Origin of the sequence: Cupriavidus sp. D39 (assembly GCF_026627925.1) — a bacterium.
Lineage (GTDB): Bacteria > Pseudomonadota > Gammaproteobacteria > Burkholderiales > Burkholderiaceae > Cupriavidus > Cupriavidus ulmosensis.
In genome coordinates this window covers 73,842-96,417 of record NZ_JAPNLE010000005.1, presented here as the reverse complement: position 1 = coordinate 96,417, position 22,576 = coordinate 73,842, and the positions used below count along the sequence as shown (strand labels likewise).

Annotated in this window: 31 protein-coding genes; 10 read left to right on the top strand and 21 right to left on the bottom strand. The window is 59.8% G+C overall.

Annotation, left to right across the window (positions count from 1 at the left end; all coding sequences use genetic code 11):
• Positions 1 to 34: 34 nt before the first annotated feature.
• From OMK73_RS04025 to OMK73_RS03935, 19 genes are all read right to left on the bottom strand, one after another.
• Positions 35 to 748, bottom strand: a complete 714-nt coding sequence (locus tag OMK73_RS04025; protein WP_267600886.1) for a DUF7673 family protein — start codon at positions 746 to 748, stop codon at positions 35 to 37.
• Positions 745 to 987 carry a hypothetical protein gene (locus tag OMK73_RS04020; RefSeq protein ID WP_267600885.1) on the bottom strand — a complete coding sequence of 81 codons (243 nt, stop codon included), beginning with the start codon at positions 985 to 987 and terminating at the stop codon, positions 745 to 747. The genes OMK73_RS04025 and OMK73_RS04020 overlap by 4 nt, the downstream gene beginning before the upstream one ends.
• On the bottom strand, positions 984 to 1,532 hold the full coding sequence (locus tag OMK73_RS04015) for a site-2 protease family protein (protein WP_267600883.1): 549 nt from the start codon (positions 1,530 to 1,532) through the stop codon (positions 984 to 986). The genes OMK73_RS04020 and OMK73_RS04015 overlap by 4 nt, the downstream gene beginning before the upstream one ends.
• A complete protein-coding gene (locus OMK73_RS04010; protein WP_324291650.1) occupies positions 1,532 to 1,888 on the bottom strand; it encodes a hypothetical protein in 357 nt (118 codons plus the stop codon). The genes OMK73_RS04015 and OMK73_RS04010 overlap by 1 nt, the downstream gene beginning before the upstream one ends.
• A 125-nt stretch (positions 1,889 to 2,013) precedes the next feature.
• Positions 2,014 to 2,706 (bottom strand): hypothetical protein, encoded by a 693-nt coding sequence (locus OMK73_RS04005; protein WP_267600881.1) that lies wholly within the window; start codon positions 2,704 to 2,706, stop codon positions 2,014 to 2,016.
• 169 nt (positions 2,707 to 2,875) lie between these two features.
• Positions 2,876 to 3,199 carry a hypothetical protein gene (locus OMK73_RS04000; RefSeq protein WP_267600880.1) on the bottom strand — a complete coding sequence of 108 codons (324 nt, stop codon included), beginning with the start codon at positions 3,197 to 3,199 and terminating at the stop codon, positions 2,876 to 2,878.
• A gap of 28 nt (positions 3,200 to 3,227) precedes the next feature.
• Positions 3,228 to 3,530, bottom strand: a complete 303-nt coding sequence (locus OMK73_RS03995; protein WP_267600879.1) for a hypothetical protein — start codon at positions 3,528 to 3,530, stop codon at positions 3,228 to 3,230.
• A 53-nt stretch (positions 3,531 to 3,583) separates the two neighbouring features.
• Positions 3,584 to 3,811 (bottom strand): hypothetical protein, encoded by a 228-nt coding sequence (locus tag OMK73_RS03990; RefSeq protein ID WP_043418368.1) that lies wholly within the window; start codon positions 3,809 to 3,811, stop codon positions 3,584 to 3,586.
• Positions 3,812 to 3,963: 152 nt separating this feature from the next.
• Positions 3,964 to 4,173 carry a hypothetical protein gene (locus OMK73_RS03985; RefSeq protein WP_267600877.1) on the bottom strand — a complete coding sequence of 70 codons (210 nt, stop codon included), beginning with the start codon at positions 4,171 to 4,173 and terminating at the stop codon, positions 3,964 to 3,966.
• Between the two features lie 101 nt (positions 4,174 to 4,274).
• A complete protein-coding gene (locus OMK73_RS03980; RefSeq protein ID WP_267600876.1) occupies positions 4,275 to 4,571 on the bottom strand; it encodes a hypothetical protein in 297 nt (98 codons plus the stop codon).
• Positions 4,572 to 4,599: 28 nt separating this feature from the next.
• Positions 4,600 to 4,815 (bottom strand): hypothetical protein, encoded by a 216-nt coding sequence (locus OMK73_RS03975; RefSeq protein ID WP_267600875.1) that lies wholly within the window; start codon positions 4,813 to 4,815, stop codon positions 4,600 to 4,602.
• A gap of 422 nt (positions 4,816 to 5,237) precedes the next feature.
• Positions 5,238 to 5,468 (bottom strand): hypothetical protein, encoded by a 231-nt coding sequence (locus OMK73_RS03970; RefSeq protein ID WP_267600874.1) that lies wholly within the window; start codon positions 5,466 to 5,468, stop codon positions 5,238 to 5,240.
• Between the two features lie 146 nt (positions 5,469 to 5,614).
• Positions 5,615 to 5,812, bottom strand: coding sequence for a hypothetical protein (locus OMK73_RS03965; RefSeq protein WP_267600873.1), 198 nt, complete (start codon positions 5,810 to 5,812; stop codon positions 5,615 to 5,617).
• Between the two features lie 40 nt (positions 5,813 to 5,852).
• Positions 5,853 to 6,137 (bottom strand): hypothetical protein, encoded by a 285-nt coding sequence (locus OMK73_RS03960; protein ID WP_267600872.1) that lies wholly within the window; start codon positions 6,135 to 6,137, stop codon positions 5,853 to 5,855.
• A 68-nt stretch (positions 6,138 to 6,205) separates the two neighbouring features.
• The gene (locus tag OMK73_RS03955) at positions 6,206 to 6,508 is read right to left on the bottom strand and encodes a hypothetical protein (RefSeq protein WP_267600871.1); all 303 of its coding nucleotides are present in this window, start codon (positions 6,506 to 6,508) and stop codon (positions 6,206 to 6,208) included.
• A 61-nt stretch (positions 6,509 to 6,569) separates the two neighbouring features.
• The gene (locus tag OMK73_RS03950; RefSeq protein ID WP_267600870.1) at positions 6,570 to 6,779 is read right to left on the bottom strand and encodes a hypothetical protein; all 210 of its coding nucleotides are present in this window, start codon (positions 6,777 to 6,779) and stop codon (positions 6,570 to 6,572) included.
• 274 nt (positions 6,780 to 7,053) lie between these two features.
• On the bottom strand, positions 7,054 to 7,245 hold the full coding sequence (locus OMK73_RS03945; RefSeq protein ID WP_267600869.1) for a hypothetical protein: 192 nt from the start codon (positions 7,243 to 7,245) through the stop codon (positions 7,054 to 7,056).
• 129 nt (positions 7,246 to 7,374) lie between these two features.
• The gene (locus tag OMK73_RS03940; RefSeq protein ID WP_267600867.1) at positions 7,375 to 8,400 is read right to left on the bottom strand and encodes a nucleotidyl transferase AbiEii/AbiGii toxin family protein; all 1,026 of its coding nucleotides are present in this window, start codon (positions 8,398 to 8,400) and stop codon (positions 7,375 to 7,377) included.
• A gap of 329 nt (positions 8,401 to 8,729) precedes the next feature.
• The gene (locus OMK73_RS03935; RefSeq protein ID WP_267600866.1) at positions 8,730 to 8,963 is read right to left on the bottom strand and encodes a hypothetical protein; all 234 of its coding nucleotides are present in this window, start codon (positions 8,961 to 8,963) and stop codon (positions 8,730 to 8,732) included.
• A gap of 399 nt (positions 8,964 to 9,362) precedes the next feature.
• On the opposite strand from OMK73_RS03935, the gene OMK73_RS03930 reads away from it, so the two are divergent.
• Positions 9,363 to 9,578, top strand: coding sequence for a DUF2188 domain-containing protein (locus tag OMK73_RS03930; RefSeq protein ID WP_267600865.1), 216 nt, complete (start codon positions 9,363 to 9,365; stop codon positions 9,576 to 9,578).
• Between the two features lie 4 nt (positions 9,579 to 9,582).
• Positions 9,583 to 10,215: a hypothetical protein gene (locus OMK73_RS03925; RefSeq protein WP_267600864.1), complete on the top strand. Its 633-nt coding sequence runs from the start codon at positions 9,583 to 9,585 to the stop codon at positions 10,213 to 10,215.
• 85 nt (positions 10,216 to 10,300) lie between these two features.
• Here OMK73_RS03925 and OMK73_RS03920 read toward each other — a convergent pair whose 3' ends face one another.
• Both OMK73_RS03920 and OMK73_RS03915 read right to left on the bottom strand, forming a co-directional pair.
• On the bottom strand, positions 10,301 to 10,489 hold the full coding sequence (locus tag OMK73_RS03920; protein ID WP_267600863.1) for a hypothetical protein: 189 nt from the start codon (positions 10,487 to 10,489) through the stop codon (positions 10,301 to 10,303).
• Positions 10,486 to 10,812 (bottom strand): hypothetical protein, encoded by a 327-nt coding sequence (locus tag OMK73_RS03915; RefSeq protein WP_267600862.1) that lies wholly within the window; start codon positions 10,810 to 10,812, stop codon positions 10,486 to 10,488. The genes OMK73_RS03920 and OMK73_RS03915 overlap by 4 nt, the downstream gene beginning before the upstream one ends.
• Positions 10,813 to 11,432: 620 nt before the next feature.
• On the opposite strand from OMK73_RS03915, the gene OMK73_RS03910 reads away from it, so the two are divergent.
• The 8 genes from OMK73_RS03910 to OMK73_RS03875 are packed head-to-tail and all read left to right on the top strand — an operon-like array spanning position 11,433 to position 22,486.
• Complete coding sequence (locus tag OMK73_RS03910; RefSeq protein ID WP_267600861.1) at positions 11,433 to 12,296, top strand: WYL domain-containing protein; 864 nt, start codon at positions 11,433 to 11,435, stop codon at positions 12,294 to 12,296.
• A 41-nt stretch (positions 12,297 to 12,337) separates the two neighbouring features.
• Positions 12,338 to 15,064: a DUF499 domain-containing protein gene (locus tag OMK73_RS03905; RefSeq protein WP_267600860.1), complete on the top strand. Its 2,727-nt coding sequence runs from the start codon at positions 12,338 to 12,340 to the stop codon at positions 15,062 to 15,064.
• Entirely contained in the window at positions 15,064 to 16,059 is a 996-nt protein-coding gene (locus OMK73_RS03900) for a hypothetical protein (protein WP_267600859.1), read from the top strand. The genes OMK73_RS03905 and OMK73_RS03900 overlap by 1 nt, the downstream gene beginning before the upstream one ends.
• A gap of 8 nt (positions 16,060 to 16,067) precedes the next feature.
• On the top strand, positions 16,068 to 17,606 hold the full coding sequence (locus OMK73_RS03895) for a hypothetical protein (protein ID WP_267600858.1): 1,539 nt from the start codon (positions 16,068 to 16,070) through the stop codon (positions 17,604 to 17,606).
• Complete coding sequence (locus OMK73_RS03890; protein WP_267600857.1) at positions 17,507 to 19,321, top strand: hypothetical protein; 1,815 nt, start codon at positions 17,507 to 17,509, stop codon at positions 19,319 to 19,321. The genes OMK73_RS03895 and OMK73_RS03890 overlap by 100 nt, the downstream gene beginning before the upstream one ends.
• Positions 19,318 to 19,485 carry a hypothetical protein gene (locus OMK73_RS03885; RefSeq protein ID WP_267600856.1) on the top strand — a complete coding sequence of 56 codons (168 nt, stop codon included), beginning with the start codon at positions 19,318 to 19,320 and terminating at the stop codon, positions 19,483 to 19,485. The genes OMK73_RS03890 and OMK73_RS03885 overlap by 4 nt, the downstream gene beginning before the upstream one ends.
• The gene (locus OMK73_RS03880) at positions 19,479 to 19,841 is read left to right on the top strand and encodes a hypothetical protein (protein WP_267600855.1); all 363 of its coding nucleotides are present in this window, start codon (positions 19,479 to 19,481) and stop codon (positions 19,839 to 19,841) included. The genes OMK73_RS03885 and OMK73_RS03880 overlap by 7 nt, the downstream gene beginning before the upstream one ends.
• Positions 19,841 to 22,486: a DEAD/DEAH box helicase gene (locus tag OMK73_RS03875; protein WP_267600854.1), complete on the top strand. Its 2,646-nt coding sequence runs from the start codon at positions 19,841 to 19,843 to the stop codon at positions 22,484 to 22,486. Before OMK73_RS03880 ends, OMK73_RS03875 begins: the two co-directional genes overlap by 1 nt.
• Positions 22,487 to 22,576: the final 90 nt, after the last annotated feature.

Sequence of the window (22,576 nt, the reverse complement as noted above, 5' to 3'; positions counted from 1 at the left end):
CTGCGCTCGTGTGGGCGCAGTAGCTTCCGGTGCTTCAGTAGGTATCACGGTCAATCCACAAGGGGCGCTTCTCGCCTTCGCGCTTGTCGATCGGCCCTTCGGTGTCGCGCCATGCTCGGCGATGAATGCCGACGATGGCCCGCCCAATCTCCTCGCCGTCCTGCGCGGAGAAGCAAAGCGCAACCGGGCGCTGCCGATCGGGATCGTCCGTGAAGGACACGTACAAGGTGACGTCACGGTAGCCAGGAGCATTGCCGTGTGTTTCGTACTTGACTTGGTACCGCGCCCCCTCAACCGGCGCGGGTTCGGGCGGTGGCAGATTGTTGAGATTCCAGTCCGCAATCATCCGCTGGAATCGGGCTTGGCCGTCGGGGAAGTAGTTGTGCACTTCCGCCTTCGCGCTGTTGTCGAGCCGAAGCACGGCAAGGCAATGCTCGAAGAGGTCTTCGTCTAGCCGGCGAAGGTCCGTCAAATCGAACGGGAAGTCCCGCCCGTTGTAGAGGCCAGCGAGGAAGCCCGCAACAATGCTGGCCTGATCCGTGTCGGACTCGGTCAACTCCAGCAAATGGACCAGGGAATCGAGGCCCCGATCGTGATCCTGCGCGCGCACCTCGGCGGCACGCTGGCCAGCGGTATTGCTGCTGCGCGCCTGCGCGAAGAACTCGTCCACCGCCTGGTGGAACGCTTGCACCAGATGCACCGGCACATGATTGGTGATGGCATGTCGCGCGGGGCGAGGATCTGTCATGATTGGCTCTCCACAATCGGTTCGGTGAGGAAATGCGCGGCAGCATACAAGGCGTTGCAGCTCCATACTTCCGCCCCGTCGCGGTAAAAGGTGCACCACTTTCCGTCACTGATGCAGCGGGCCTCCGGATGGACAGGCTGATGCCCGTTCATCGCCACGCGCAACATATCCGTGTCCTTGGTCCGCGCGGTGTACTCGCCGGCGGCGAGTGCTTCAACGGGGGCGAATTTTCGTGTCATAGCTTGGTAGTCCTAAATCGGAACATCAGCCAGCCGCAGGCTAAGCCCACACCGCGCAGCGCGCCACGCCAAAGCTTCGTGCCGTCGGCATTGCCGTGGAGCGGCACCAGCCCCTCGATTGCCGCGCTAAAGGCGATCCAGAAGCAGGCGAATGTGAGGATGCTCGGGGAAAACGCATGCGCGAACATCGCACCAGCGGCCAGCGCCAGATTCGCGCCGGGTCCGGCCGCCGTGCACAGCCACGCGCGCCAACGTGCCAGCGTCACCGCATCGTCATAGTAGGTCGCGCCATTGGGCAGAGGCAGCCCGATGCGCCATTCACCAACGCGTCGAGAACGGATGCGCAATAGGACCGGTCGCGCGCCGAGACGGACCGCCTCAACGGGGCGCCCAAAGGCAAGGCTTGCGCCGGCGTGCCCGAGTTCGTGCATGACCAGGTTGAGGAGCAGCCATCCCGCCACCACGGACCACTGTGCTCGCGTCGCGTCGTAGAAACTGAAGGCGGTGAACCACAACGCGTCGACGCTGAAGAGGGCTTCCATCATCAGCCAGCGTAACCTTCCCAGCGTTCAACGGCTCTACGCTGCGGCGTACCAGGGGCGTCGGTGTTATCCACGATGGAATCGATCAGCCGAAGATGCGCCGCCATATAGTCGTCAAACTCAGTTATTGCCACGCCTGCCAAAACGGCGCGCGACCACCATCCGTAGGCCACTGATAGCTTGCCATCCTCCGGCTCGTAGTCGCGCAGGCGCTGCAGGCCACCGTCGTTGTGTGCCACCGCCCAGCCGAACCCCTTAAGCATTTCGCGGACCACCTTGGGGAGCCCGCCCTTGGCAAGCTCGTTGTGCTCAGCGCGGTGCGCGCGCACGTCTTCGGGGACGCTCGTGACAAAGTTCATTCGGCACACGCGGCACTCCACCAGGTCGGAATCTCCGCGCGGCATATCTCGGTGTTTCATCGTTTCGTCCCTCTTAGAAAAGTTGGCGCCCACGCGCCTGCAGGCGCACCAAGTGCAGGCTAGCCCTACGCCCGATCAAAGTTAGCCAAGCGCAACAGCCGCCCGGTCGAATCCGGATGCCACGCCTGCGACAAGCCGAAGCGTCGTTGCCCTGGCTCCGCATAGAGGATGTTCACCGCCACATCCCCCACGTGATAGAAGCTGGCGGCGAAGACGCAACGCCCCGCTTCCTCATCGCCCTGGATCTCCGACCATCCCGCGATGCGCTTTCGGTAAGGCATCGCCGGCGCGGGGCCGATCGCCAGATGCACATGCGGATGGGCTGTGCCCGCGCGCAAGGCCTGGGCGAACGGGCCAATGTCGATCGGGATGCCGTGCTCGACAATCCTGCAACCGAGCACCTTGACGAAATACAGGTGCACATGCCGCATGGCGTCCTTGGCCGGCCCCTGGAAGACCTTGCCAAGATTAATCAGTCGTCCGGGGAATAGGCTCGGATGCGCCCGCAGTGCGGCGGACAGTCGCTCCCACGCGCGGTCATAGGGCTGGCTCAGGGCGTTGTTGCAGGGGGCGCACAGCAGCGCGTCCGACTTGAAGGCCGGGTCCTTCACGGTGCGCTTGCGGACATTGCGCGCCGCATCGGTGTGAAGATAAAGCGGCTTGTCCTGGGAGACGGCCCCAAAGCAGGCGCGCAGATCGGACGCCTTCAGCAAGTGTTCCGCCGAGGTCGCGGGACTGCCGCAGATCCAGCAATTCATGTTGCCTCTCCCCATGACGCTAACTCCTTGATTCCACGGCAATTCGGCCAAGCGCAAATTGGAACCGACCCCTTTTGCCCCGTGAAACTCCATGCCGATAATAGCAGTTATCGGCATGGACACCGGTGACGAAAAAGCCGCCCGGGGGCGGCATCATGGTGGATGAACGCTATTTGCTCAGGTACTCATTGCCCCACTTGTACCCAAAAACCTCGATTCCGGAAATCATAAAATACCCATTTGGGTAGTTCGTGTCTGGCGGTGAGTACGGGTTGAGGCTTCCTGTCAGACGTATAGGCACTTTCCGTTCAATTGCTGCGGCCACCATCGACAGCATTGCAGCAGCCTCCTGACTTTGCTGGGCGCCTGCGCCTCCGTTTGCCGACGCCACTATGATTTTCCCAGCGACATCGAGTGTAATGCCAACAATGCGTCTGGGGATCCTGGAGTCCCAATACACGAGGCCGAGTGGTATACCTTCTAGTTCCGCCATACTCATCTCCCAATGGGGCGTTTTGCTTCTATGCGTCCGCGCGGGATGCTACCCAGTTCTCGCCCTCCTCTTGGGCTTCCTGGAATGCCTCTTGGCTCAAGTACGCGCCCCAGGCATCCACCGGCCGCGCGCTCTTGGCCGTGGCCAGCCAGCGGGCGCGCTCCGCCTCAGTCAGCGCATTGAACCACGCCATGCCACGTTGCGGCTCGGCTTCCCGGTCGGCGGGAAACACGCCACCACCGGCTTCCTGGCCATCCTCAAACAGCCGGAGCCGCCAGCCGCCGCCCAGTTCGGTCGGACGCGAGTCGATCTCGTAACGATAGGTCGTCATCGGTTCTCCTGTGGCCCCTGGGGCGTTTTCCGTGGCGTCTATCGCCGGCGACGTCACTTGCTCTTGTACAGCTGCACCCAGGCGATGATCTCGTCCAGCTGCGCATTGTCCAGATGCTCGCAATTGGCGTAGACGGCGGCCGCCACGAGATTGCGATATTGCTCCGTGGTAGAGCCGACATCCTCTTTGCCGTCCATGCCTGGCTGACCGCCATCAGTCAGAACCCGGCGACCGTAGCGGTCAACAAAGTGCGATGGGCTGATTACAAGCTGCAGGTGCATGATGTTCCTCTACGGTTGCCGGCCCGAAGTGGGCGTTATCCTCTGCTCCTCAGCTGGAGGCGTTTTCTCTTGCTGCCCTGGTTGGGGCGTTTTCCTTCATTGCCAGTTATCGGCATGGAGGCGAATGACAAAAAAGCCGCCCGGAGGCGGCGTCACTGCGCTAAATCGTCGCCGCGCAGCATGGGCTGACAGACCACGTAATATTCTTGTCCAGGACTAACCGGGACGGCGGTCACGGACAAACTACCGACCGGCTTCCAGCCTTTGCTCACATTGCCGCTGACGGCCGTTGCGAGTGCTTCCAGGGCGGTCTGAAGGCGGGTGTGCTCGGCTTTCGAAATGATGTATAGATTGGAACTCATGCTGTATGAAGGATGCCCCGGCCACGTACCGGTATTGGGGACGCCATCTAAATGGCACCGTCTCCATGATATCTACTCTGCTCTTTGATAGGGGCGTTTTCTCAATCATGACCCCACTGGCGGCGGGTCCAGTCGCGATAGAGCCTGTGATGACTAATCATTCTGGCTGCCACGCCGGCGCCCGCTAGAATGGCCAGCAGCAGTATCACCAGCCCAAATGCCGTGAGGCCACAGCCGCTCACAGCAGCTAGCCCCATTGATGCCGGAAGATGCTCCGCACCTTCGCATTGGCTAGCCCACAACTGCAGCAGGCCCCACCAGCCGATGATAGCGGACAGCCAGAGGGCCGCGAGACGGAGGGTGAGCTTGCGTACCGGATGACGTTTCAATGTAGACATGTTTTTCCAAACCTTGGGGGCGTTTTCCTTAAGAACCGTCCCGTTCGCCGCGGACCAAAACGTAGCAGCCATACACAACTATGGCAACGCTGGCCACAACTTGCGCAACGCCTACGCCTAACCAGGCTGGTTCGGTGGCTCGTCGTACATTGTTGAGCGCAACGAACAATGGCAGCAGCCCAATCAGGGCGGCCAAGCCTGCGCCGGAGTCATAGAAGCACTTCCAGAATTCTTTGAGGGTCATGATTTCTCCACAATTCGCTGTATCTCTTATCGGCTACCGCCAGCGTCTCTGCACCCCACAAACAGGGGGCGTTTTCCTTCAGTCACTTTGCTGCCGTCAATCGAATGGTTCCGGCTTTCAGGATGCCCTTACAGACCGAACCGCTAGCGAGTTGTCCACTTGGGCCAGTTGCGGTGAATCCCAAACTAAAGAGGTCCCCGTCGCACTCCCAGAAACGGGAGCCGTCCCGCTCAGAGGAGGGAAATAAGTTCGGTTGCGATGGTGTCATGGCTGCTCTTTTCTTCCACCGTCAAATTATGATATTAAAATACCACTAATGCAACGCTGCCGCAGACTTACGCACCGTTGGTGGTCCGGCACTTTTTCCAACGTTGGAAAAACCGGACCGTCACTCCGTCCTCCCGATTCAGTACTGCCTGTCCCTACGCCTTGCGCCGCGCCTCAGCGATGACGGCGCGAGTCTGCATATCGGTGTCGATGGCCTTGTCGAACGGCATGTCGCCGGGCAGGTCTATCCGCCAACCATCATCCTGCGGTTGCGCCAGCGACATCAGGTGCCGGTAGCGCCGCGCATCCTCGCGGAAGCTCTCCAGCAGCTCGGCTAACTGCTCCGCCCGGGCTTTCCAGTCGGTCTTGTCCCAACTGCGGTCCATCGTGTCCCTCCTTGGTCCGGTCGTGGTGCTTCACTCTTCTTCGGACGGCCTGATCGCGTCGACCAGTGCTTGAAGCCGCGCCGCGTCCCCGGGTGCGTGGTCGCTGTACGTCAGCCGGCCCCACACTCAACAGCGCCATGGGCGAACTACTGGAACGGCCCTTTCGCGGTGAAATCCCTCTCTCTGTCGGCATCTTTCTTCCAGAGCCCAATCGACGCCTCGACCACGGTTGTCAGGGCAGCGTAGGAATAGCGCGGCTCGCGTCTGGCCTCGTCGGCGCGCTCGGCGTCGATTTCGGCCCGCGTGCGCATGTCGCGGCGCACTTCGCGTTGCAAATCGGTCATGCGTTCTCCCTTGCCGCTGGGGGCGTTTTCGTTTGAGGTTTCAGACCATACCTAGCGAGCCTTTTTGCAGTCGCCTCACGTGCCAGCCCAGGCCTTCGGCCCATATAGGCTCGCCGTATTCGTCGTAAAGGCGAACCCGCACAGGGCGGCCCACCATGGCGCGGTCCAAATCACGCTTGCGCAGTTCAACCTGGCGCAATTGCCCGGCGATCATGGCGTGGCGCTTGACCAGCTTTGGCCCTTCCCAAATTCGTACAAGCCCCATCACGATCAGCGGGAGCCCGACCGTAACGAGCGCAGCGAATAGAAGAGCCTGACGCAGCACTGAAACTGAATTTTCCATACCATTTCCTATGGTCGGATGCCCCTGATGGGGCGTTTTCCTTCAACTGGTCAGTCTGTGATGTAGCCCCAAACCTTAATGAAATCGTGGATACCCACGCTCACCTGCGCGTCCATGGCATCGGCCAGGGCCAAGCCGTGCAACATGCCCCGAAAGAACTCGTGCCCATAACCCTCTCCCGTGCCTTCCTTGCGCTCACGGTACAGCGTGCGCATGTGGGCCTTGAGCGTATCCAGTCCCTCCGCACCGGCATACAGGAGGCCGCTCTCGCGAGCCCGCGCTGCCTCGGTTTCGCGGGCCACTTCGTCAGGCGTGCGCGGGTACATGCGCACCTCTTTCTGGAATCCGTCCATCGGCCTTTCTCCTTTGCCACTGAGGGCATGCTCTCTCGCTACCCACGATGGGCGTTTTCCTTCAATGCCAGTTGTCGGCATGGACAAGCGGACAAAAAACACCCGCCGAGAGCGGGTTTCGGTGTTCTGTCTGCAACTGCGCGACCGCAGCGGCCACGGCGCACAGCGGAGCCGTCGGCACCATCGACACGCCGGCGGGCCGGCGCGATTGGACGAAGCCCGGTCCCGTGGCCTGCGGCGTGATCCAGCCGCTCGGGTGCCCGGCGGCCAAGATGTTCCGCTGCCGTTGCGCTGGCTCGAGCAACTGCCGCAGCGTGGGCCTTTCGCGCCAGAACGCGACTCGCAAACTCCGAGGCACTTTCCTTCGCGCCATCAATAGTCAGGAAGCCCCGTGCCTCATAGGCCAAGCTCCAATTGCACGGGGGTGGCCGTTGGGATATGTCAGGTCCTCAGCAACGATGGTCGGGGGCGACCGCGATCATTTCCTGTCCCGCGAATACGGCCGTTTGCATCTGGTCGTATCCATCGCGCGATCCGCAGTGCAGTTAGCCTCGAAGGGTATTGCCCACGTCATCGAGCTTTGCGAGGCTTTCGGTGATTCTGGTCAAACTCGCGGTGAGCTCATCGTATTTGGGGCTTTCGTAGGGGGTGTCGTCCAGAGCCCTCGATACGCTCAGGAGCTTCTGCTGCAACCCTTTCAGGAGCGCATCGTAGGCGGCCTGTTCTTCTTTGGTCATTTGCATCCTAGGTGGTATTGACAGCGGGAGGCCTGTGCCTCCTCGCGCGCATTTCCGCGCAATAGCAATGTTAGGTGCACTTGTGCACTTCTGTCAATTCCTAGCGGGCGGCTTTCTGACGTTGGAAACCTAGCGAGTGTGGGAGCGGTCCGAGTCCCGGTCGACTGCCTTCCAATCGGCAATGGTGTGTTGGTATTTCACCTTGACATAGGTGCCAACTGGCGGGGAAGCATGCCAATGCTCTGTGGGGTGGATAACGACGGTGTTGCGTCCGAGATCCTGGACGCAGCACTTGTCATTGCCCCACAGGATGCGACCCGCATATTGGCCGGATTCGTAATTGCCCTGCTGGACACTCCGGCTCGTGGTGGCCAGAAACTGCTGAAGGTCGGGTGACGCGGCAATGAGCTCGTCCGCCGGCGGCGGTGGAGCAATCCGCTCACGCTCCGGTTGGAGGCGCAGGAGCTCGGCCTGAAGCAACGCCGGGATGCGATCCGCGAGGTCATCCGCCATCTTCATCTTGGAGAGGCACTCCAGCATCAATGGCCGATCGCTAGAGAGCTTCTCCGTGGCCTTCGCGAATGAGGAAATGATGGCTTGCCCATAGGCGCCCATCGCCTTCTCGACGGCTGCAGTGGGGATACTTCCCCACTTCTCCACCATCATGCCTAGGTCGATGATGTCCCGATACATGCTTTGGATGTCGCCTTGGCGGTCGTCGTTGGCGAGCAATTTCTCCGCATACATGTCTTCCCGCGAGAGGACCGGCACGCCCATCAGGGGGCTTGGCGCCCCAACAACCTTGATACGCGCCTCATGAACGAATTCGATCTTGAGAGGAACGCCATCGATCGATGCAAACGTCCGGACGCCATATTGGTCGGTCCGCACATCGCGTAGCAATTCAATTCTTTGACCCTGCGCGGCAACGCCTTGGAGCCCTTCGTTTTCGCGGATGGCTTCTCGAAGCTTCCGATAGCCCTCGGAGGAACCGACCATAAAGTCTACGTCGACCGATTCGCGATACTCATCGGCCCCCGGAGAAAGAACAATAGCCGTTCCGCCACCAAAATAAGTATCGCATTCTCGCAAAAATGAACCGTCGAGTTGGGACAGAAGTTTAGCGATCCGCTGGTGATGTTCTCGATTAAACAAGAAGGACCCCGTTTCCGAATTGATTGGTCAGCCGGCGAACAAGGTCGCGCTCAGGACGGGTCATGTGCTGTTGATCCACATGTCGCCAATTAGCCTCATAGAGGGCGAACGCTTCCCGATCATCCACGCGGGTTGTACCGGGACGATTCCAGACCAGCATTCGCAGTTGAGGGTATTGAGCTAACGTGACCATGATTTTCACTCTATTCAGAGTATGGCAAAGCCGACCTAGTTTGTCTAATCGAAGCCAGGTACCTGTTGGAGCGAGGGCCGCGGACAGAGTTCTGCGATAGCCCTATTTCCAACGTTGGAAATGGCCAAACAGGCACTTATTCTGTTGTGGCGCCAGAGGCACTCAGAACCCGCTCAGCGTGCCTAATTACCACCTCAGGACAATTGCGCCGGCGGCGGCTATTTTGCGCCGCGAGATATGACTTCCAGGTGGACAGGGCTATCGGAAAAGCCTGCCCTTCGTTGACAAGCGTCAGTGCCTCTTCCTGCGTAAGTTGGGCCTGCGCAATCAGTTCACGCAGGAGTTCGCCGTTGTCTTTCTGTGCCGCCATAGATTCAAATTAAGTGTACTTGTGCACCAAGGATAGCAGGTCGTGCAGATTTCGCACAGACGGCTCAACGGCTGCCTGCTCATCGGGGGAACGATTCGTCTCCTTTCGGGGTTGCTGGACAAGTTCGAGAGTCGCGGTACTGGCCCTATGCAGCACTAAGCGCGCATATTCATCCAAAGAGTAGCCTGCGGCGTTGGCCGCCTCGAGCAAATGCTCGTGGTCTGACGGGTGGAGGCTAAGATTGAGAACGGTATGAGGCAGCATAGTTGTCTATCCATTTATCACATGCGAAACAATACTATAAAAAAAGTATCGATGCGGCACGTACTCGTGTCGGATGCACTCCGATGGCGCTGGACCCTACTCGGCCAACACTGGAAAACCACAGGAGGTAGAGTCATGACCACCGCAAATGTTCATGTCGTGCCGCACGGCGACGGCTGGGACGTAAAACTCGCGTGCGCGAGCTCGCACCACTCAGAGCAGTCCGAGGCGGTCGCTGCGGGCACCGAATTGGCCAGGCGCGAAAAGGTCGAGTTGCTGGTGCACGGACGCGACGGTCAGTTCCGCATGCGCAACAGCTATGGGAACGACCCGCGCAACGTGCCGGGCTAACGCCATGGCTTCGCGTGAAGGGGTGCTGCAGCTGGCCGAGGTCACTCCCATGCTCGCGCGCAAGGCGCTGACCTTGCCGAGCCGTGGCGATTGGCGCTATGAATTGAAGTTCGATGGGTACCGGATGCTGGCCTCAACCACTGTGCCGGCGCTGAAGACGCGCCACGGCACCGACTGCACCAGATGGTTTCCCGAGGTGCTTCCAATTTTGGCGAGACTACCGCCAGCCACCGTACTAGACGGCGAAATCGCCGTCCTGGATGAAGTGGGGCGGTCTGACTTTGCCAAGCTACATGCTCGCGCCAAACGGCGCGGCTTGTCTGCGGGTGATCCGCTGGCGGTTTATTGCGTTTTTGATTTATTGGCCCTTCGTGGCAAAGACCTTCGCGGCCTACCCTTCGAGGCTCGCAAGTTGAGACTCCGCAAGCTGCTCCAGCCGATCAAGGAGGGCCTGCTGTACGTTGAAGACGTGGACGATGGCGAATGGCTCTACCAAGCCGTCCTGGCGCTTCAAATGGAGGGCGTGGTGGCCAAGCGTGTCGGCAGTCCCTACGTGGGCGGCGACGGCCATTCAGATTGGTTCAAGATAAAGCGGCCTGGCGCGACGCCGCCGGGACGCTTTCGGCGCGAAGTGTAGGGAACCGGAATTAGCTGGACTAGGTGCAACTCTTGCTGGACCCGAAATGAGTTCAGTGGACGCCGAAGGCGGTCCACTGAACTCATTAGCCGCCGCCGTTACCTTGGACGATGGTAAGCGTGGCGGCTGGCTTGCGCTTCACAAACAGCGAGATCTCGTTGTACAGCATGCTTACACTAAAACTGAGGTTGTCAATCGCAGCCTCCTCCGGCGTCTTTCCATCGATCTTGAGCAAGTCGCTTGGCACCCCGATAAGCGACGAGATGTGGTTCATACGATCGAGAACGCCTTTGAGTTCAAGATTGTGTGCGATGTGTTGCGCAGGCCGTTTAGCCTGCGTGCTGCCTCCCAAACGTTTGGATGAATGTCCTCCTTAGAGAGCGCTTCAGCGAGGCAAATCGCCTGATGGCATTCGAGTCTTGCTGCCGCCAACGCATCCTTGTTCGCAAGGCGTTCATCCACGAAAGAGCGAACCTGTTCTTCCACGAGCAGGTGTAGCTTCAGGATCAATAGCGAGACGTCACTCCCGCGAGGTAGAAACGAATGGAACTTGCGGAAGGATGCAATTGCGTGAGCATCTGGTTCTGGCAGGTGCATTTTGCGACTCCTAACGAATGGGCTCCATGGATGCCGAAGGCAGCCCACTATAACGGCGGGTTAAGCACATATCCATACATTCAGAGCCCTTCTCCGTGACTGTGGACAATTTACCTCAAGGCGTCGAATGGTCGAAACTGGGCCGAAGCGGCGCCTCTCGCGCCTGGAAACAGTCAGGTGGCTCAGTCTAACGAATTTGCGCTGGGAAACTTGCCCTGCGTTGGCGTTGCCGACAAAGCTATACGTTGGCAGCCCATTGATTCGTAAGGACTCGGCTAGCGAATTCGGTTTCCCTGCACGAGTAGAGGTCACTCGAACTTCTTGAAATCGTCGACAGCTTGAAATGCAGGTGGTCGCCAAGCGTTTAGACGACGATGCCCACGGTAAAGCGCTGCGGGACAAACAACGTCGGGCTGCAGCTCGGCGGTGGTCCACGCGCCCGAGAAGGCGGCCCTTGGCGTCGTAGAGCTCATTTTTGAGCTACACGTTATTGTTAATAGTGCATAGCATACCCTATCAAAATGATTCGCATGGTATTCTTTGCGTTTTTTTGGCGCGTTCGTTTCTAGCGCGCGCGAGGGCCACGAGTCTGGGGGCATGCATTGAAAGTTAGGGAAGAAATGTTGTCGCAAACGCAACGGGAGAGGTTGGCCTTCCTAGAGCTGCGCGCGTTTTTCACAGGTGAGCTCAGTCGCGGCGACATCGAGACCCGGTTTGGAATCAAGCCCGCGGCGGCCTCGCGCGACTTGGGCATCTACCGCGAGATGGCGCCGGGAAACCTGGATTACGACCCGGCTGGCAGGCGCTATCGGCCCACGGCGTCGTTTGCCCCGATCTTCGAGTTCCATTGCGAGCGAGTGCTCGCATGGCTGTTGCAGGGGTTCGGCGACGGATTGGAGCTTGGCCTCAAGCCGGCCACGCCATGCGAGGGGCCTGGCCAATTGGTGCGGCCAGACATGGCGGTCCTGGGCGTCATCACCCGGTCCATGTGCGCCAAGCGCCCGGTCAGAATCAGCTACCTGTCGATGTCGTCAGGGCAGAAGCGTCGTGAAATTGTGCCGGTCGCCTTGGCCGACAACGGCCTGCGTTGGCACGTTCGGGCATTCGACCGGGAGCGGCAGCGGTTTGGCGATTTCGTTCTGACTCGGATCGCCAAAGCCCAAGAGCTCGATGGCGAGGCGGAGGAGCGCGAGCTCCTCGGGGCGGATGAGCAATGGGCGCGGATCGTGGACATGGAATTGGTCCCGCATCCCGGCGTGAAGTGGCCCAAGGCGGTGGAGGCGGACTATGCCATGAGCGATGGCGTGCTGCGAATGAAGACGAGGGCAGCGTTGGCAGGCTACGTCTTGCGGCGCTGGTCGATCGACGCGACGCCAGACCACAGCCTCGATCCGGCGTCGCATCACCTTTGGCTTCGGAATACTCCCACCCTTTATGGGGTCGAGAGCGCCGCATTGGCGCCTGGGGCTGCGGCCGAGTATTGAACACAGAACATAAACATACGAAGAACACAGAAGGGAACAATATGCTTGGATTGCAACTGCGCGACGAGTTCAAAGGAGCCAGGCTCCGGGGGACGACCATCGACTTCACCAACGACGCGAAGACTGGCGCGTTGGATATGGCCGCCCAGGATTTCTTGCGCATCACCTATCCATCGGTCGACCTGATCAAGACAATCAAGGCGGCGGCTCCCGGATCGAACCGAGCGGTGGTCCTTATCGGCGACAAGGGACAGGGCAAGTCCCACCTGATGGCAGCTCTCTGTCATTTGCTGCGCGACCCCGAGGCGGGCGAGGCTTGGCTCAAAGACTGGTCCGATAAGCTGGGCCGTCCTGAGCTCGCACAGCTTGGACTTCACAGCGCGCGCCATGTCATCGCCGAGCCACTGCACGATCGGCGCTTCGCCTACCTATGGGATTTGCTGTTCGCGCGCCATCCCAACGGCGAATATGCCCGCGGCGTCTGGGCAGGTCAAAAGACCGAGGTTCCAGGCAAGGACATCCTGGTGGCGATGTTCAAAAGCAAGCCCTGCGCGTTGCTGCTCGACGAGTTCCAAACCTGGTTCGACGGCCTCAGCGACGCCCAGGAGCCCCGCCAAGTATGGGCCTTCAATTTCATCCAGCTCTTGTCGGAGATCGCGGAGAACAACCCCGAGCTCTTGACGCTCGTGGTGTCAGTCCGCGAAGGCAGCTCTAACGCTGCCCAGCAGCTCTTTCGCGTCAATCCCGTGCGCGTCGATTTCAAGGGCGAGCAGGCCCAGCACGACCGTCGTCGTTTGTTGCTGTATCGGATTTTCGAGAACCGCATCAACATCTCCGAGGCCCAGATTGTCCCGCTGATCGAGCCTCATCTGTCCGAGTTCATCCGGCTGGGTCAGCGCCCCGCGAGCGAAGTCGACAAGCATCGGGCGCGCTTCGTCGAGGCCTGGCCGTTCTCGCCAGAGCTGCTTCAACTACTGGACGACGAGGTCATTTTCGCCATCAAGGCACAAGGCACGCGTGATTTGGTCCGGATCTTGGTCGAACTGTTCAAGACAGCGGGCGACACGATTCCGGTGATCACGCCGGCCGACTTCGAGCTGTCTGGCGATGACCGTGGCAGCGCGGCGGCTCTGATCGACAACGTCGGCATCGACCATCACAAGCAGCTTCGCGACCGCGCGCTGCGTAACCTTACGGCAGTCCAGGAGGCCTTGGGCGGCGATCTGACCGGCGTTCCGCACTTACGCGAGATTCTCACGTCGCTGTGGCTGCGCTCCTTATCGCTGGACAATCAGCGCGTCGGCGCCGATCCCGAGACGCTGCAAATCGATGTCACGCGTGGCGCGAGGCTCGACGACAACGCTTTCCAAGCCGAGCTCGCCTCGATCGAGAGCAACAGCTACAACATCCACAAGACCGGCTCGCGCCTTGTGTTCAAGCTCGAGGAGAACGCCCGCACTCGGCTGATGGCTCACGCCAGAAACGACAAGCTGTTCCAAAACGGCGAGGACGTCGATTTCCTGGCGAGCGAGATTCGCCACGCTATCGGCGGCGACGCGCAGATCAGCGGGATGTATCGGACTATTGTGCTCAAGCGCGAATGGAACAACTCGCCGTGGGATGAGGTAGAAGAGGCGCTGCGCCCGAACGTGTGGGACAACAAGATCCCGTTGATTGTCCTGCCGGCGTATCCGGCCGAGCTCAATGCGACGCTGGGCGCGTGGCTCAAAAAATTCTTAGGCTCTAATCGCAACACGGTGCGTTTTCTGTTGCCCAAGAAGGGCAACGACGGCGCATCGGCCATCTACCAGGATAAAGAGCTGATCTTGGCGGCCAGGGCCGCGAGCCTCGCCAAGGGATGGGCTAAGGACGAGCCTGCCTACAAGGCGCTGTCCACCGAGTTTCTTGGCGCGTTGAAGACGCGCATCGCCGAGCGGTTCGATCGTTTCGCCATCCTGTCGGTCTGGAACCATGAAGACTCGTCCAAGTGCGTGTTCAGCGTCGAGCCTCACGGAACCAAGGGCGACAAGATACCGGCGGCCATCCAAGAGAAGATCAAGCAGAACTTGTTCGTCGATGAGGATTTCGATGAGCTGGTGGTCAGCTTCGCCGAGAAGAACATGTCGATGGCCAAGCTGTTGGTTGAGCTTCGCGAGCCGCGGGGCGGTGGTCTCGACTGCATTCCTTGGTTAGGTGAGGCCGAGGCGAAAGACTCGGTGTTGGCCGCTTGCGCCGCTGGCCAGATCACTATCCATGCCCGTGGGCTCAATAGCCTGCAGGTGGTTCCCGGTGAGCCTGGCGATGTCGCTCTTCGGCGCATGAAGCGCGACTTCAACGTCACCGGCAAACAGCTCGAAGACACCACGCTCTCCAAGCCTGGCTCGGCGCCGTCGAGCTCTGGCCAGACGCCCATCGTTCTGCCTGTGGGAGGCATTGGCGGTTTGCCTGGCATCGCGCCAGTCCCAGGCGCTCCGGGCGCACCTGCTCCGGGCGACGCGCCGCCCCAAAATCCGTTCGGCGATCCGCCGCCAGCAGGCGGTGGGGCCGGAACTCACGCGCCGATCACCACCAAACTTGAAAGCGCTCCTACTTCGGGACTCAATCTGCTCAGCCGGGTCGTGGACACTTGGCATGTGGGACCGGCGACGATGGTGCGCAACGTCTCGATTAAAGTCGAGAAGCTCACCGGTGCACAGTTGCAGCAGTTGATCCGCAATCTGCCCGATGGCCTCTCGTATGGGCTCGATGCGGACAAGGAGGAATCCTGATGGCTATGACCGCCCAATCGTTGCAATCTCTGCTTGTCCAGGCGCCAAGCGTCGTGTGGACCGACGTCTTTTCCGATGTTTGGGAACGTATGTCGCAGCCCGTCAGCGGCGATGTCGCCTCCGAAATGGTGCGCCGAGACAAGGACATCGAAGGCCTCGACTTGGTGCTGTCGAGCGCTGCCTGGGATCTGTGGTCTCACTTTGAGGCTTGCGCGCCAAAGACCTCCAAGGCCTTGCAGGATTTCTGGTCCGCGTCCCTTGGCTCGAAGGCTGTCCTAGTTCTGGATGCGTTGTCGTTGCGCGAGGCGCCTTGGATTTTGCAGGAGGCTCCAAAACGCGGCTTCAAAGTCCATGGTGGACGGGCTACCGGATCGGCGCTCCCCAGTGACACCACCAGTTTTGCAAAAGAGCTCGGCATGTCGCAGCGCTCCGTGTTGACGTCAGGCCAAGTCGGCTCGTTGAAGCTGGCGGGCGCGGCCACGGCTCTGTTTGCCCAGCCGTGGCTCGAATGCGCTAACACGTTGCCTAACCATCCTGATTTGTTTGTGTGGCATGACTGGCCCGACAGCCTTATGCATGATCTTTCCGGCCCAGGGCCTGGGTTGCGCCAGCTTGCGGAGGATGCGAAGATTGTCCTGACCGGCGATGATTTTTGGGCCTTCGTCGAGCGTCTAGCCACCGGCCGCCGCCTCATCATCACTGCGGACCATGGATACGCGGCTTCCGGCCAATTCAGCGATGTCCTTGATCAAGAGCAGAAGGAATACTTCCAGAAGACTTTTGGGGCCGAGCGTTTTGCATCAAGCGCCGACAAGGCCGCTTCCCATTGGCTCCCTCCGGTCGACCTCCCATTGACGACTGCCCGTGGCGACTACCGCTTTGCGCTTGGTCGCAGGGCATGGAGCGTCCAAGGTGGGCGCAAGAATTTATCTCACGGTGGCATCTCATTGCTGGAAGTCGCCGTGCCATTCATCGAGCTCTCGCGGGCGCTCTGAAAGAACATATGGTTACTACAAAAAAGAGTAAGGCGGAGCTTCAAGGCGAGCAAATCGCCGCATTGGTCGGCGCAGGGAAGGCTGTTTCGCTCAAAACGGTCGATTTCTCTGACCCTAACCGACCGAAGACTTGTCTGGAAGTTGATTTCCCAATTTTGCCCATTAACCAGGTCGCAACCTTGGAAGGCAACGCGGGCAAACCAATCTATCAAATGTCGAAATGGTGGGCACGGCGCAGGTCCAGCGTATTTCGCTCCATGTTGATCGCGGCAGCCACCAAGGCTCCCGATGATGAGCAACATGCCGCCAAAACGGTTTGGGATTCCTACTACGCAAACCACCAAAAGCGAGGCTCATTCAAAGACGTGAAGGTTGCCGAGATCTTCATGGGCGGCGGCACGACGATAGTCGAGGGAGCGCGGCTTGGCATGCAGATGGTTGGGAACGATCTCAATCCGGTGGCTTGGCTGGTCGTAAAGAACGAGCTCGCGCAAGTCAAAAGAAAGGAGCTTGAAGACCTGCTGGCGGCCATCGAAGACGATGTGAAATCTGAAATCATGCCTTACTACGCTACGACATGTCCCCGTGGACATAAGTCGAAGTGGATTGAAAAGTCTACTGGGAAGGTGATGGGCGATGAGTTCAGTCCGCTGACGCTGACGAGGGACCAGAAGAAGCAGTATAGGTATGAAGGCCCTGAGGTGATCTACACCTTCTGGTCGAAGCACGGGCCATGTGAAGCCAATGATTGTGGCCATCGGACGCCAATCATGTCGTCCGCCGTGGTGTCGGTCAAAGAGATATCCGTTAAGACTTGGAGCGGCTTTGAATGTTCATGCGGCCAAACGTTCCGCATTGAGCGTGATGAGGCTCGCATGGCCCCCGGTGCGCCTTTGTTTGTGGCGCCAAGCGAAAAGCCGTATTCGGCAATGGACGCGGAGGGCCGTTTTGAATGCCCACATTGCGGGAAGGAGCATCAGGACCTTAAAGCCAAAATCAGCGGCGATTCGATCAACCTGGGCAAGGGCAAGAATGAGAAGATCGCGCTCACGCTTTTGGTTCATCCCGACTGGTTAAAGGGCGCTCCCGGAAAAGATGCGGAGGGACGCCCTTATGGCGGTAGCGTGACTGACGATGTGGAATCTACGCGCAGATGGAACGCCGTCCGTGCATCAACGCTCAAGCTCCTAGAAGTTCGCGGGGCTTTGCCGGATGTCGTGACATGCCCAGACACAGGCGTTTCATTCGAACCTTCGGCTGGAACCATTCCAAAAAATCGACCTTCACATGCCAGGAGGCGACATGCGGCCGGGAGAACGATGTCCTTGATAGTATCAAGGCGACAGGCAAGACCGGGCCTGTGTCCGCTTATGCGCAGCAGTGCTATTGCCCAGAATGCGCCGCCGCCGGCCGCCCATACAACGGCAGATACTTCGAGCTTCCAAAGGTGGAGGAATTCGACAAAGCCAACGAAGAGTGGTTCGCTCGCAGAGACGCTGATCTTGCGGGGTATTGGCCAACAAGCGAGCTGCCGTATGGCTTCATGACCCACCATCTACAAGGCGGAGTTCCAAATCATGGATTCACGCATTGGTGGACCATGTTCAATTCGCGTCAACTACTGGTCCACGCTTCGCTTTTGAAGTCCTTGCTGACCTCTGGGAAGGCGACGTGGGAGGCGCGTGAAAGCGTGCTTGGAGGATTCCAACAGTATCTGCGTAATCAGAACATGTTTTGCTTCTGGAATGCGCAGCGGGACACCCCTGAGCCGCATTTCTCCAACAACAATTACCATCCAAAATCCACAGTCATCGAGAACTGTGTGTTTCCACGACTAGGACGCGGAAACTGGGCTTCTTGTGTCGATGGGATTCTAGAAGGCGTCGATTGGTGCAAAGCCCCCTGGGACACTCTGGCGAACGCGGAAATTGAAACCAAGGATCGAGTGCTGGCGAAGGCATTGTCGGGCAAGAGCGAGAAGGTCTATCCAGGCGACGTGGTCCTCCCAAACGCAGTCATACACTGCGGCTCCTCGACTGACCTCAATTTCATCGAAAGCGAGTCGCACGATCTGGTGATCACCGATCCGCCGTTCGGTGGCCTGTTGCACTACTCCGAACTTTCCGACTTCTTCTATGTGTGGCTGCGTCTAGCGTTGAAGGATAAATATCCAGAAGTCTTTGCGGGTGAATACACGCCGAAGACCTTGGAGGCGGTATCCAACAAAGCTAGACACCCAGACGATCCAGATGCTTTTTACGAGCGATTGTTGACCGCGTGCTGGAGAGAGTCCCACAGGATATTGAAGCCAGGCGGCATTTTAGCCTTCACGTTCCATCACAGCGAAGATGAGCCGTGGGTGGGTGTGCTCAAGAGCTTGTTTGATGCAGGTTTCTATTTGGAGGCCACATATCCGATTCGGAGCGACGAGACCAAGGGCGATGGCGAGTTCGGCTCGAAGACGATCGAATACGACATCATCCATGTCTGTCGCAAGCGGGTCGACGACCCGACGCCGATCAGCTGGGCGAAGCTTCGCCGAAAGATTGCCGACGACGTGCGCGATCTCAAAGGGCTGTTGGAACAGCATCAAGCCAGCGGCCTGCCGCGAGCCGATTTGGAGGTGATCCGTCGCGGCAAGGCTCTTGAATACTACTCGCGCCACTACGGCCACGTGTATGTCGAGAAGGGGCGTGAGTTCACGCTACTTGAGGCTCTGGCAGGAATCCATCAACTGCTGGATGACGAACGCGATGACGCGGGCGTTGCGCCTCCCGTGTCCGCAGAGGTCCACACGCGGCAGTTTTTGCGCATCTACGACAAGGCCGTGGCGGTGGATCGCAACGACATGGTCAAGTATTTGCGCGGAACGGGCACGGCGCCATCGATGTTCGAGGCCTACGGCTGGTGCGCGGAGGAGAAGAAGATCTACCACCTGTGTGACCCGCTCGAATTCGCCAAAGGCTGGCGTGGCAAACATCGCAAAGGCATGTCACGCGATTTGGATCAGACGTTGTTCCTGGTCGGCGCGTGCTTCAAAGATAGCGGTATGCGGGTCGATGAAACGCTTAACAACCCGAACTTCGATCCGCACCCGGCTGTGCCTGACTTGCTCGATTGGATGTCGCACCGTGGCGGGTCAAGCGAGATTCAGGCCGCCGCTCGCATTGCCAAGCAGCTCTACGCCAAATGGCTCAGCGAGAACAAGGCGAAGGTTAGGGCTGCCCACGAGCAATTTGACATGTTTGGGGAGATGGCATGAAGAACGCGCCGATGGAAATCGACACATGGAAGCGCCAAGGCCACAGCATCCTGTGGGATGTGCCTAGACTTGCGTCGTTTTGCAAGCCCGAGGAGGCCGTCAGCCTGCGGCAGTTCTGCATGCTTGGCGCCTCGGGTTGGAAGGGGTGGATGCCCTATTGGTGAAGGACCGCGCGCTGGTGGTCGCCGGCCTCGAAGGCAGCCTTGATCCGCTCGACCCAGACGCCGCCGTCGCATGGCTTGAAGCCCATATCTATCCAATGATCTCCTCGTTTCAGCGGGAGGTGGCCTTTGGAGGCAGCGAGGCGGCTTTGATTTTCTGGTTCGCCGATGCTCGGCGCTTTGAATATCGCCAGGCGGAGCAAGCGGCCTACTGGAAATGCAGCGCGGCCCATGGCAAGCGCGAAATTCCGATCGGCCGCTGCCTTTGGAACGGCTCCGAGCCCAACAGCCAAGAGATTCGGACGAAGGTCGACGGTGCCGCCCGCTTCGCTGGCTACTACCTCCAGCGGATTTCCTGATGTCGACATTGGTGGGCGTTTCGGCGCAGATCATCCAACCTGGCCAGCGCGTAAGACACGTCCAATTTGGCGAGGGGGTCGTTGTATCGGCAGCCTCCGATGGCTATGCGCGCGTGTTCTTCCAAGGCGGCGAGCGCCAGGTCGCGGTCGATTCGCTCCTGCCCGCGTTTGGCAAGGCGCAGCGCGTCGTCGCCAGCGTCGGCCAAGGCCGCGACCGGGCGCGCAAGGCCTGGCTTGCGTGGCAAGCCCACGTCTTGCCGTTGATGGAGAGCGCCGCGTCCCTGACTTCGGCCAAGATCGATTTGCTTCCTCACCAAGTCGTTCTGACTCATCGCGTGACGATCACGGCGCCGCGCCGCTTCCTAGTGGCCGACGAGGTGGGCTTGGGCAAGACCATCGAGACCGCGCTGATCCTGCGTGAGCTCGCCAGCCGTGGCGAGCTGAAACGGGCGTTGATGGTGGTTCCGGCCGGTCTGGTCAACAACTGGCACCGCGAGCTCAATGAGGTGTTCAATCTCAATTTCGAAGTATTCGGCTCTGAGGGCGACGTGACGGACAGAAAGTCCAACGCCTTCGCCAAGCATGACCGCCTCATCGCCAGCATCGACACCTTGAAGCGCAAGGCGCGGGTGAAGAAGCTTGAAGAGGCGCCGAAATGGGATTTGGTGGTGTTCGACGAGGGCCACCATCTGACTGCATTCAAGTCGGGCGGCAAGGTCAAGAAGACCGAGAACTACAAGCTAGCCGAGTCCCTTCGGGATCACAGCCGGGATTTGCTTCTGCTATCGGCAACCCCGCACCAGGGCGATCACTTCCGCTTCTGGATGCTGATCCAGCTTCTGGATTCGACCCTGTTCAATTCCCCTGAGGAGATGGTGCGCGAGCGCCACCGGCTCAACTCGGTTGTGGTGCGCCGAACCAAGGCTGACGCCTGCAAGCCTGATGGAACCGCTTTGTTCGCCAGGCGCTGGGTTCACACCGAGTCGTTCTTGATGAACGAGCGCGAGCGGCTGTTCTACGCTGGCCTCAACGAATACTTGCAAGACGGCTTTGCCCTTGCCAAGAGGCAGGGCAACAAGGGCATGGCTCTGGGCTTCGTGATGACGATCTTCCAGAAGATCGCTGCATCCAGCTTTGCTGCGGTCGCGCGCACGCTGCGCCGGCGTCTCATAGCATTGACGGTCCACGAATCATTGATGCATGACGAGAACCGTGACATCGACCGGCGCGACGAATCCTTGCGCGAGGCCAAAGACTTGATCCGCTCGGAGCTGAGGCTTGGGGACGATCGTTTGGCCGACATCGAGGTTGACCGTGCTCTTGGCGACATCCAGCGCAGGATATTGAAGAAACTCGACGAGGAGGCTATGGACATGGCTTCCAGCGTCTCCGATGAGGTAGCGTTGGCCGCCGCCGAGGATTCAGCCGTGGCGTCGGTCGCTCTCGCTTTGCCGGAGGAGCGCCTGCGCATCAAGGATTTGCTGCGCAGGTTCCCTGAGGAGACCGAGACCAAAGTCCAAAAGCTGCTGATGGCGTTGGGCGCGCTGTGGCGCCAAGATGCGGGCGAGCGCGTGGTGATCTTCGCGACTTACCTGGGCAGCGTCGAGATGCTGGGCCAGATGATTGAGCGCGAGTATCCAGGGCAGGGTGTGGTGGTCCTCAAAGGCGGCGACCATGGCAGCAAGTCGGCCGCCGAAAAGCGGTTCAAGCAGGCTGATGGCCCGCGCGTCATGATCTGCACAGCGGCGGGGCGCGAAGGGCTCAACATGCAGCATGCCCGCGTGCTGTTCAACTTCGATCTGCCGTGGAATCCGATGGACATGGAGCAGCGGATCGGACGCATCCATCGCTATGGCCAAAAGCACACGGCCCAGATCTACAACCTGGTGCTGTCCGACACGATCGAAGGCAAGATTTTCCTGCTGCTCGACGAGAAGCTCACGGAGATCGCTAAGACGTTGGGCAAAGTCGACGAGCGCGGCGAGGTCGCCGAAGACCTGCGCTCCCAAATTCTGGGACAGCTCTCCGAGCGGCTGAGCTACGAGAAGCTCTACGCCGAGGCGTTGGGAGACCCCGAGCTCAAACGCACGCGAGTCGAATTGGAGGCCGCGATGACCAACGCGAGCCAGGCGCAGGCGGTGGTCTTCGAATTGTTCCAGGACCTCGGCGGCTTCAACATCGACGACTACAAGCCGCTGTCGGACACGTCGGCGGGGATGGGGGCGTTGGAAAGCTTCGTCAAGGCGGCCGTGGAGTCGGATGGCAAGAAATTCGCTCCTGCCGGTCCCGGCGCGTGGCAAGTCCTCGGCACCGATGGTGCCACGGTCGAGGCCAGTTTCGTGTCGGACCGCGATTGTGCTTTGGCCGACGAGCGCCTGTCCTTGCTTGGCCTAGATCACCCGTTGATCGCCGGCTACCTCGATGTCCTACGGTCCACGGCGGCCGAGAGCCTTGGTCTTTCGGTGAGGGGCGTGGATGGCCGCCAAGGCATCCTGTCGCTTTGGCATGTGGTCGCCACCGACGACAAGCACCGCCAGCGGTCGCTCGTCATTCCGCTCGCGGTGGATGAGGAGGAAAGAGGTCGCCGCCCATGGAGAAGTTCGCGGATCAGTTGTTCGACGCGGAGCCATCCGTGCCGGCATTAGACCGAGGGCAGGCATCCGAGAGGCTCGTTGCGGTCATCGAGCCCATGCTGCATCGGGATTTGGTTCACAGGGGACTGGTCAAGCCAGGCC

Coding starts and splice junctions, on each gene's coding strand:
- OMK73_RS04025 (WP_267600886.1), bottom strand. CDS start 748: ATGACAGATCCTCGCCCCGCGCGACATGCCATCACCAATCATGTGCCG.
- OMK73_RS04020 (WP_267600885.1), bottom strand. CDS start 987: ATGACACGAAAATTCGCCCCCGTTGAAGCACTCGCCGCCGGCGAGTAC.
- OMK73_RS04015 (WP_267600883.1), bottom strand. CDS start 1,532: ATGATGGAAGCCCTCTTCAGCGTCGACGCGTTGTGGTTCACCGCCTTC.
- OMK73_RS04010 (WP_324291650.1), bottom strand. CDS start 1,888: ATGAACTTTGTCACGAGCGTCCCCGAAGACGTGCGCGCGCACCGCGCT.
- OMK73_RS04005 (WP_267600881.1), bottom strand. CDS start 2,706: ATGAATTGCTGGATCTGCGGCAGTCCCGCGACCTCGGCGGAACACTTG.
- OMK73_RS04000 (WP_267600880.1), bottom strand. CDS start 3,199: ATGGCGGAACTAGAAGGTATACCACTCGGCCTCGTGTATTGGGACTCC.
- OMK73_RS03995 (WP_267600879.1), bottom strand. CDS start 3,530: ATGACGACCTATCGTTACGAGATCGACTCGCGTCCGACCGAACTGGGC.
- OMK73_RS03990 (WP_043418368.1), bottom strand. CDS start 3,811: ATGCACCTGCAGCTTGTAATCAGCCCATCGCACTTTGTTGACCGCTAC.
- OMK73_RS03985 (WP_267600877.1), bottom strand. CDS start 4,173: ATGAGTTCCAATCTATACATCATTTCGAAAGCCGAGCACACCCGCCTT.
- OMK73_RS03980 (WP_267600876.1), bottom strand. CDS start 4,571: ATGTCTACATTGAAACGTCATCCGGTACGCAAGCTCACCCTCCGTCTC.
- OMK73_RS03975 (WP_267600875.1), bottom strand. CDS start 4,815: ATGACCCTCAAAGAATTCTGGAAGTGCTTCTATGACTCCGGCGCAGGC.
- OMK73_RS03970 (WP_267600874.1), bottom strand. CDS start 5,468: ATGGACCGCAGTTGGGACAAGACCGACTGGAAAGCCCGGGCGGAGCAG.
- OMK73_RS03965 (WP_267600873.1), bottom strand. CDS start 5,812: ATGACCGATTTGCAACGCGAAGTGCGCCGCGACATGCGCACGCGGGCC.
- OMK73_RS03955 (WP_267600871.1), bottom strand. CDS start 6,508: ATGGACGGATTCCAGAAAGAGGTGCGCATGTACCCGCGCACGCCTGAC.
- OMK73_RS03945 (WP_267600869.1), bottom strand. CDS start 7,245: ATGACCAAAGAAGAACAGGCCGCCTACGATGCGCTCCTGAAAGGGTTG.
- OMK73_RS03935 (WP_267600866.1), bottom strand. CDS start 8,963: ATGGCGGCACAGAAAGACAACGGCGAACTCCTGCGTGAACTGATTGCG.
- OMK73_RS03930 (WP_267600865.1), top strand. CDS start 9,363: ATGACCACCGCAAATGTTCATGTCGTGCCGCACGGCGACGGCTGGGAC.
- OMK73_RS03925 (WP_267600864.1), top strand. CDS start 9,583: ATGGCTTCGCGTGAAGGGGTGCTGCAGCTGGCCGAGGTCACTCCCATG.
- OMK73_RS03920 (WP_267600863.1), bottom strand. CDS start 10,489: ATGAACCACATCTCGTCGCTTATCGGGGTGCCAAGCGACTTGCTCAAG.
- OMK73_RS03915 (WP_267600862.1), bottom strand. CDS start 10,812: ATGCACCTGCCAGAACCAGATGCTCACGCAATTGCATCCTTCCGCAAG.
- OMK73_RS03910 (WP_267600861.1), top strand. CDS start 11,433: ATGTTGTCGCAAACGCAACGGGAGAGGTTGGCCTTCCTAGAGCTGCGC.
- OMK73_RS03905 (WP_267600860.1), top strand. CDS start 12,338: ATGCTTGGATTGCAACTGCGCGACGAGTTCAAAGGAGCCAGGCTCCGG.
- OMK73_RS03900 (WP_267600859.1), top strand. CDS start 15,064: ATGGCTATGACCGCCCAATCGTTGCAATCTCTGCTTGTCCAGGCGCCA.
- OMK73_RS03895 (WP_267600858.1), top strand. CDS start 16,068: ATGGTTACTACAAAAAAGAGTAAGGCGGAGCTTCAAGGCGAGCAAATC.
- OMK73_RS03885 (WP_267600856.1), top strand. CDS start 19,318: ATGAAGAACGCGCCGATGGAAATCGACACATGGAAGCGCCAAGGCCAC.
- OMK73_RS03875 (WP_267600854.1), top strand. CDS start 19,841: ATGTCGACATTGGTGGGCGTTTCGGCGCAGATCATCCAACCTGGCCAG.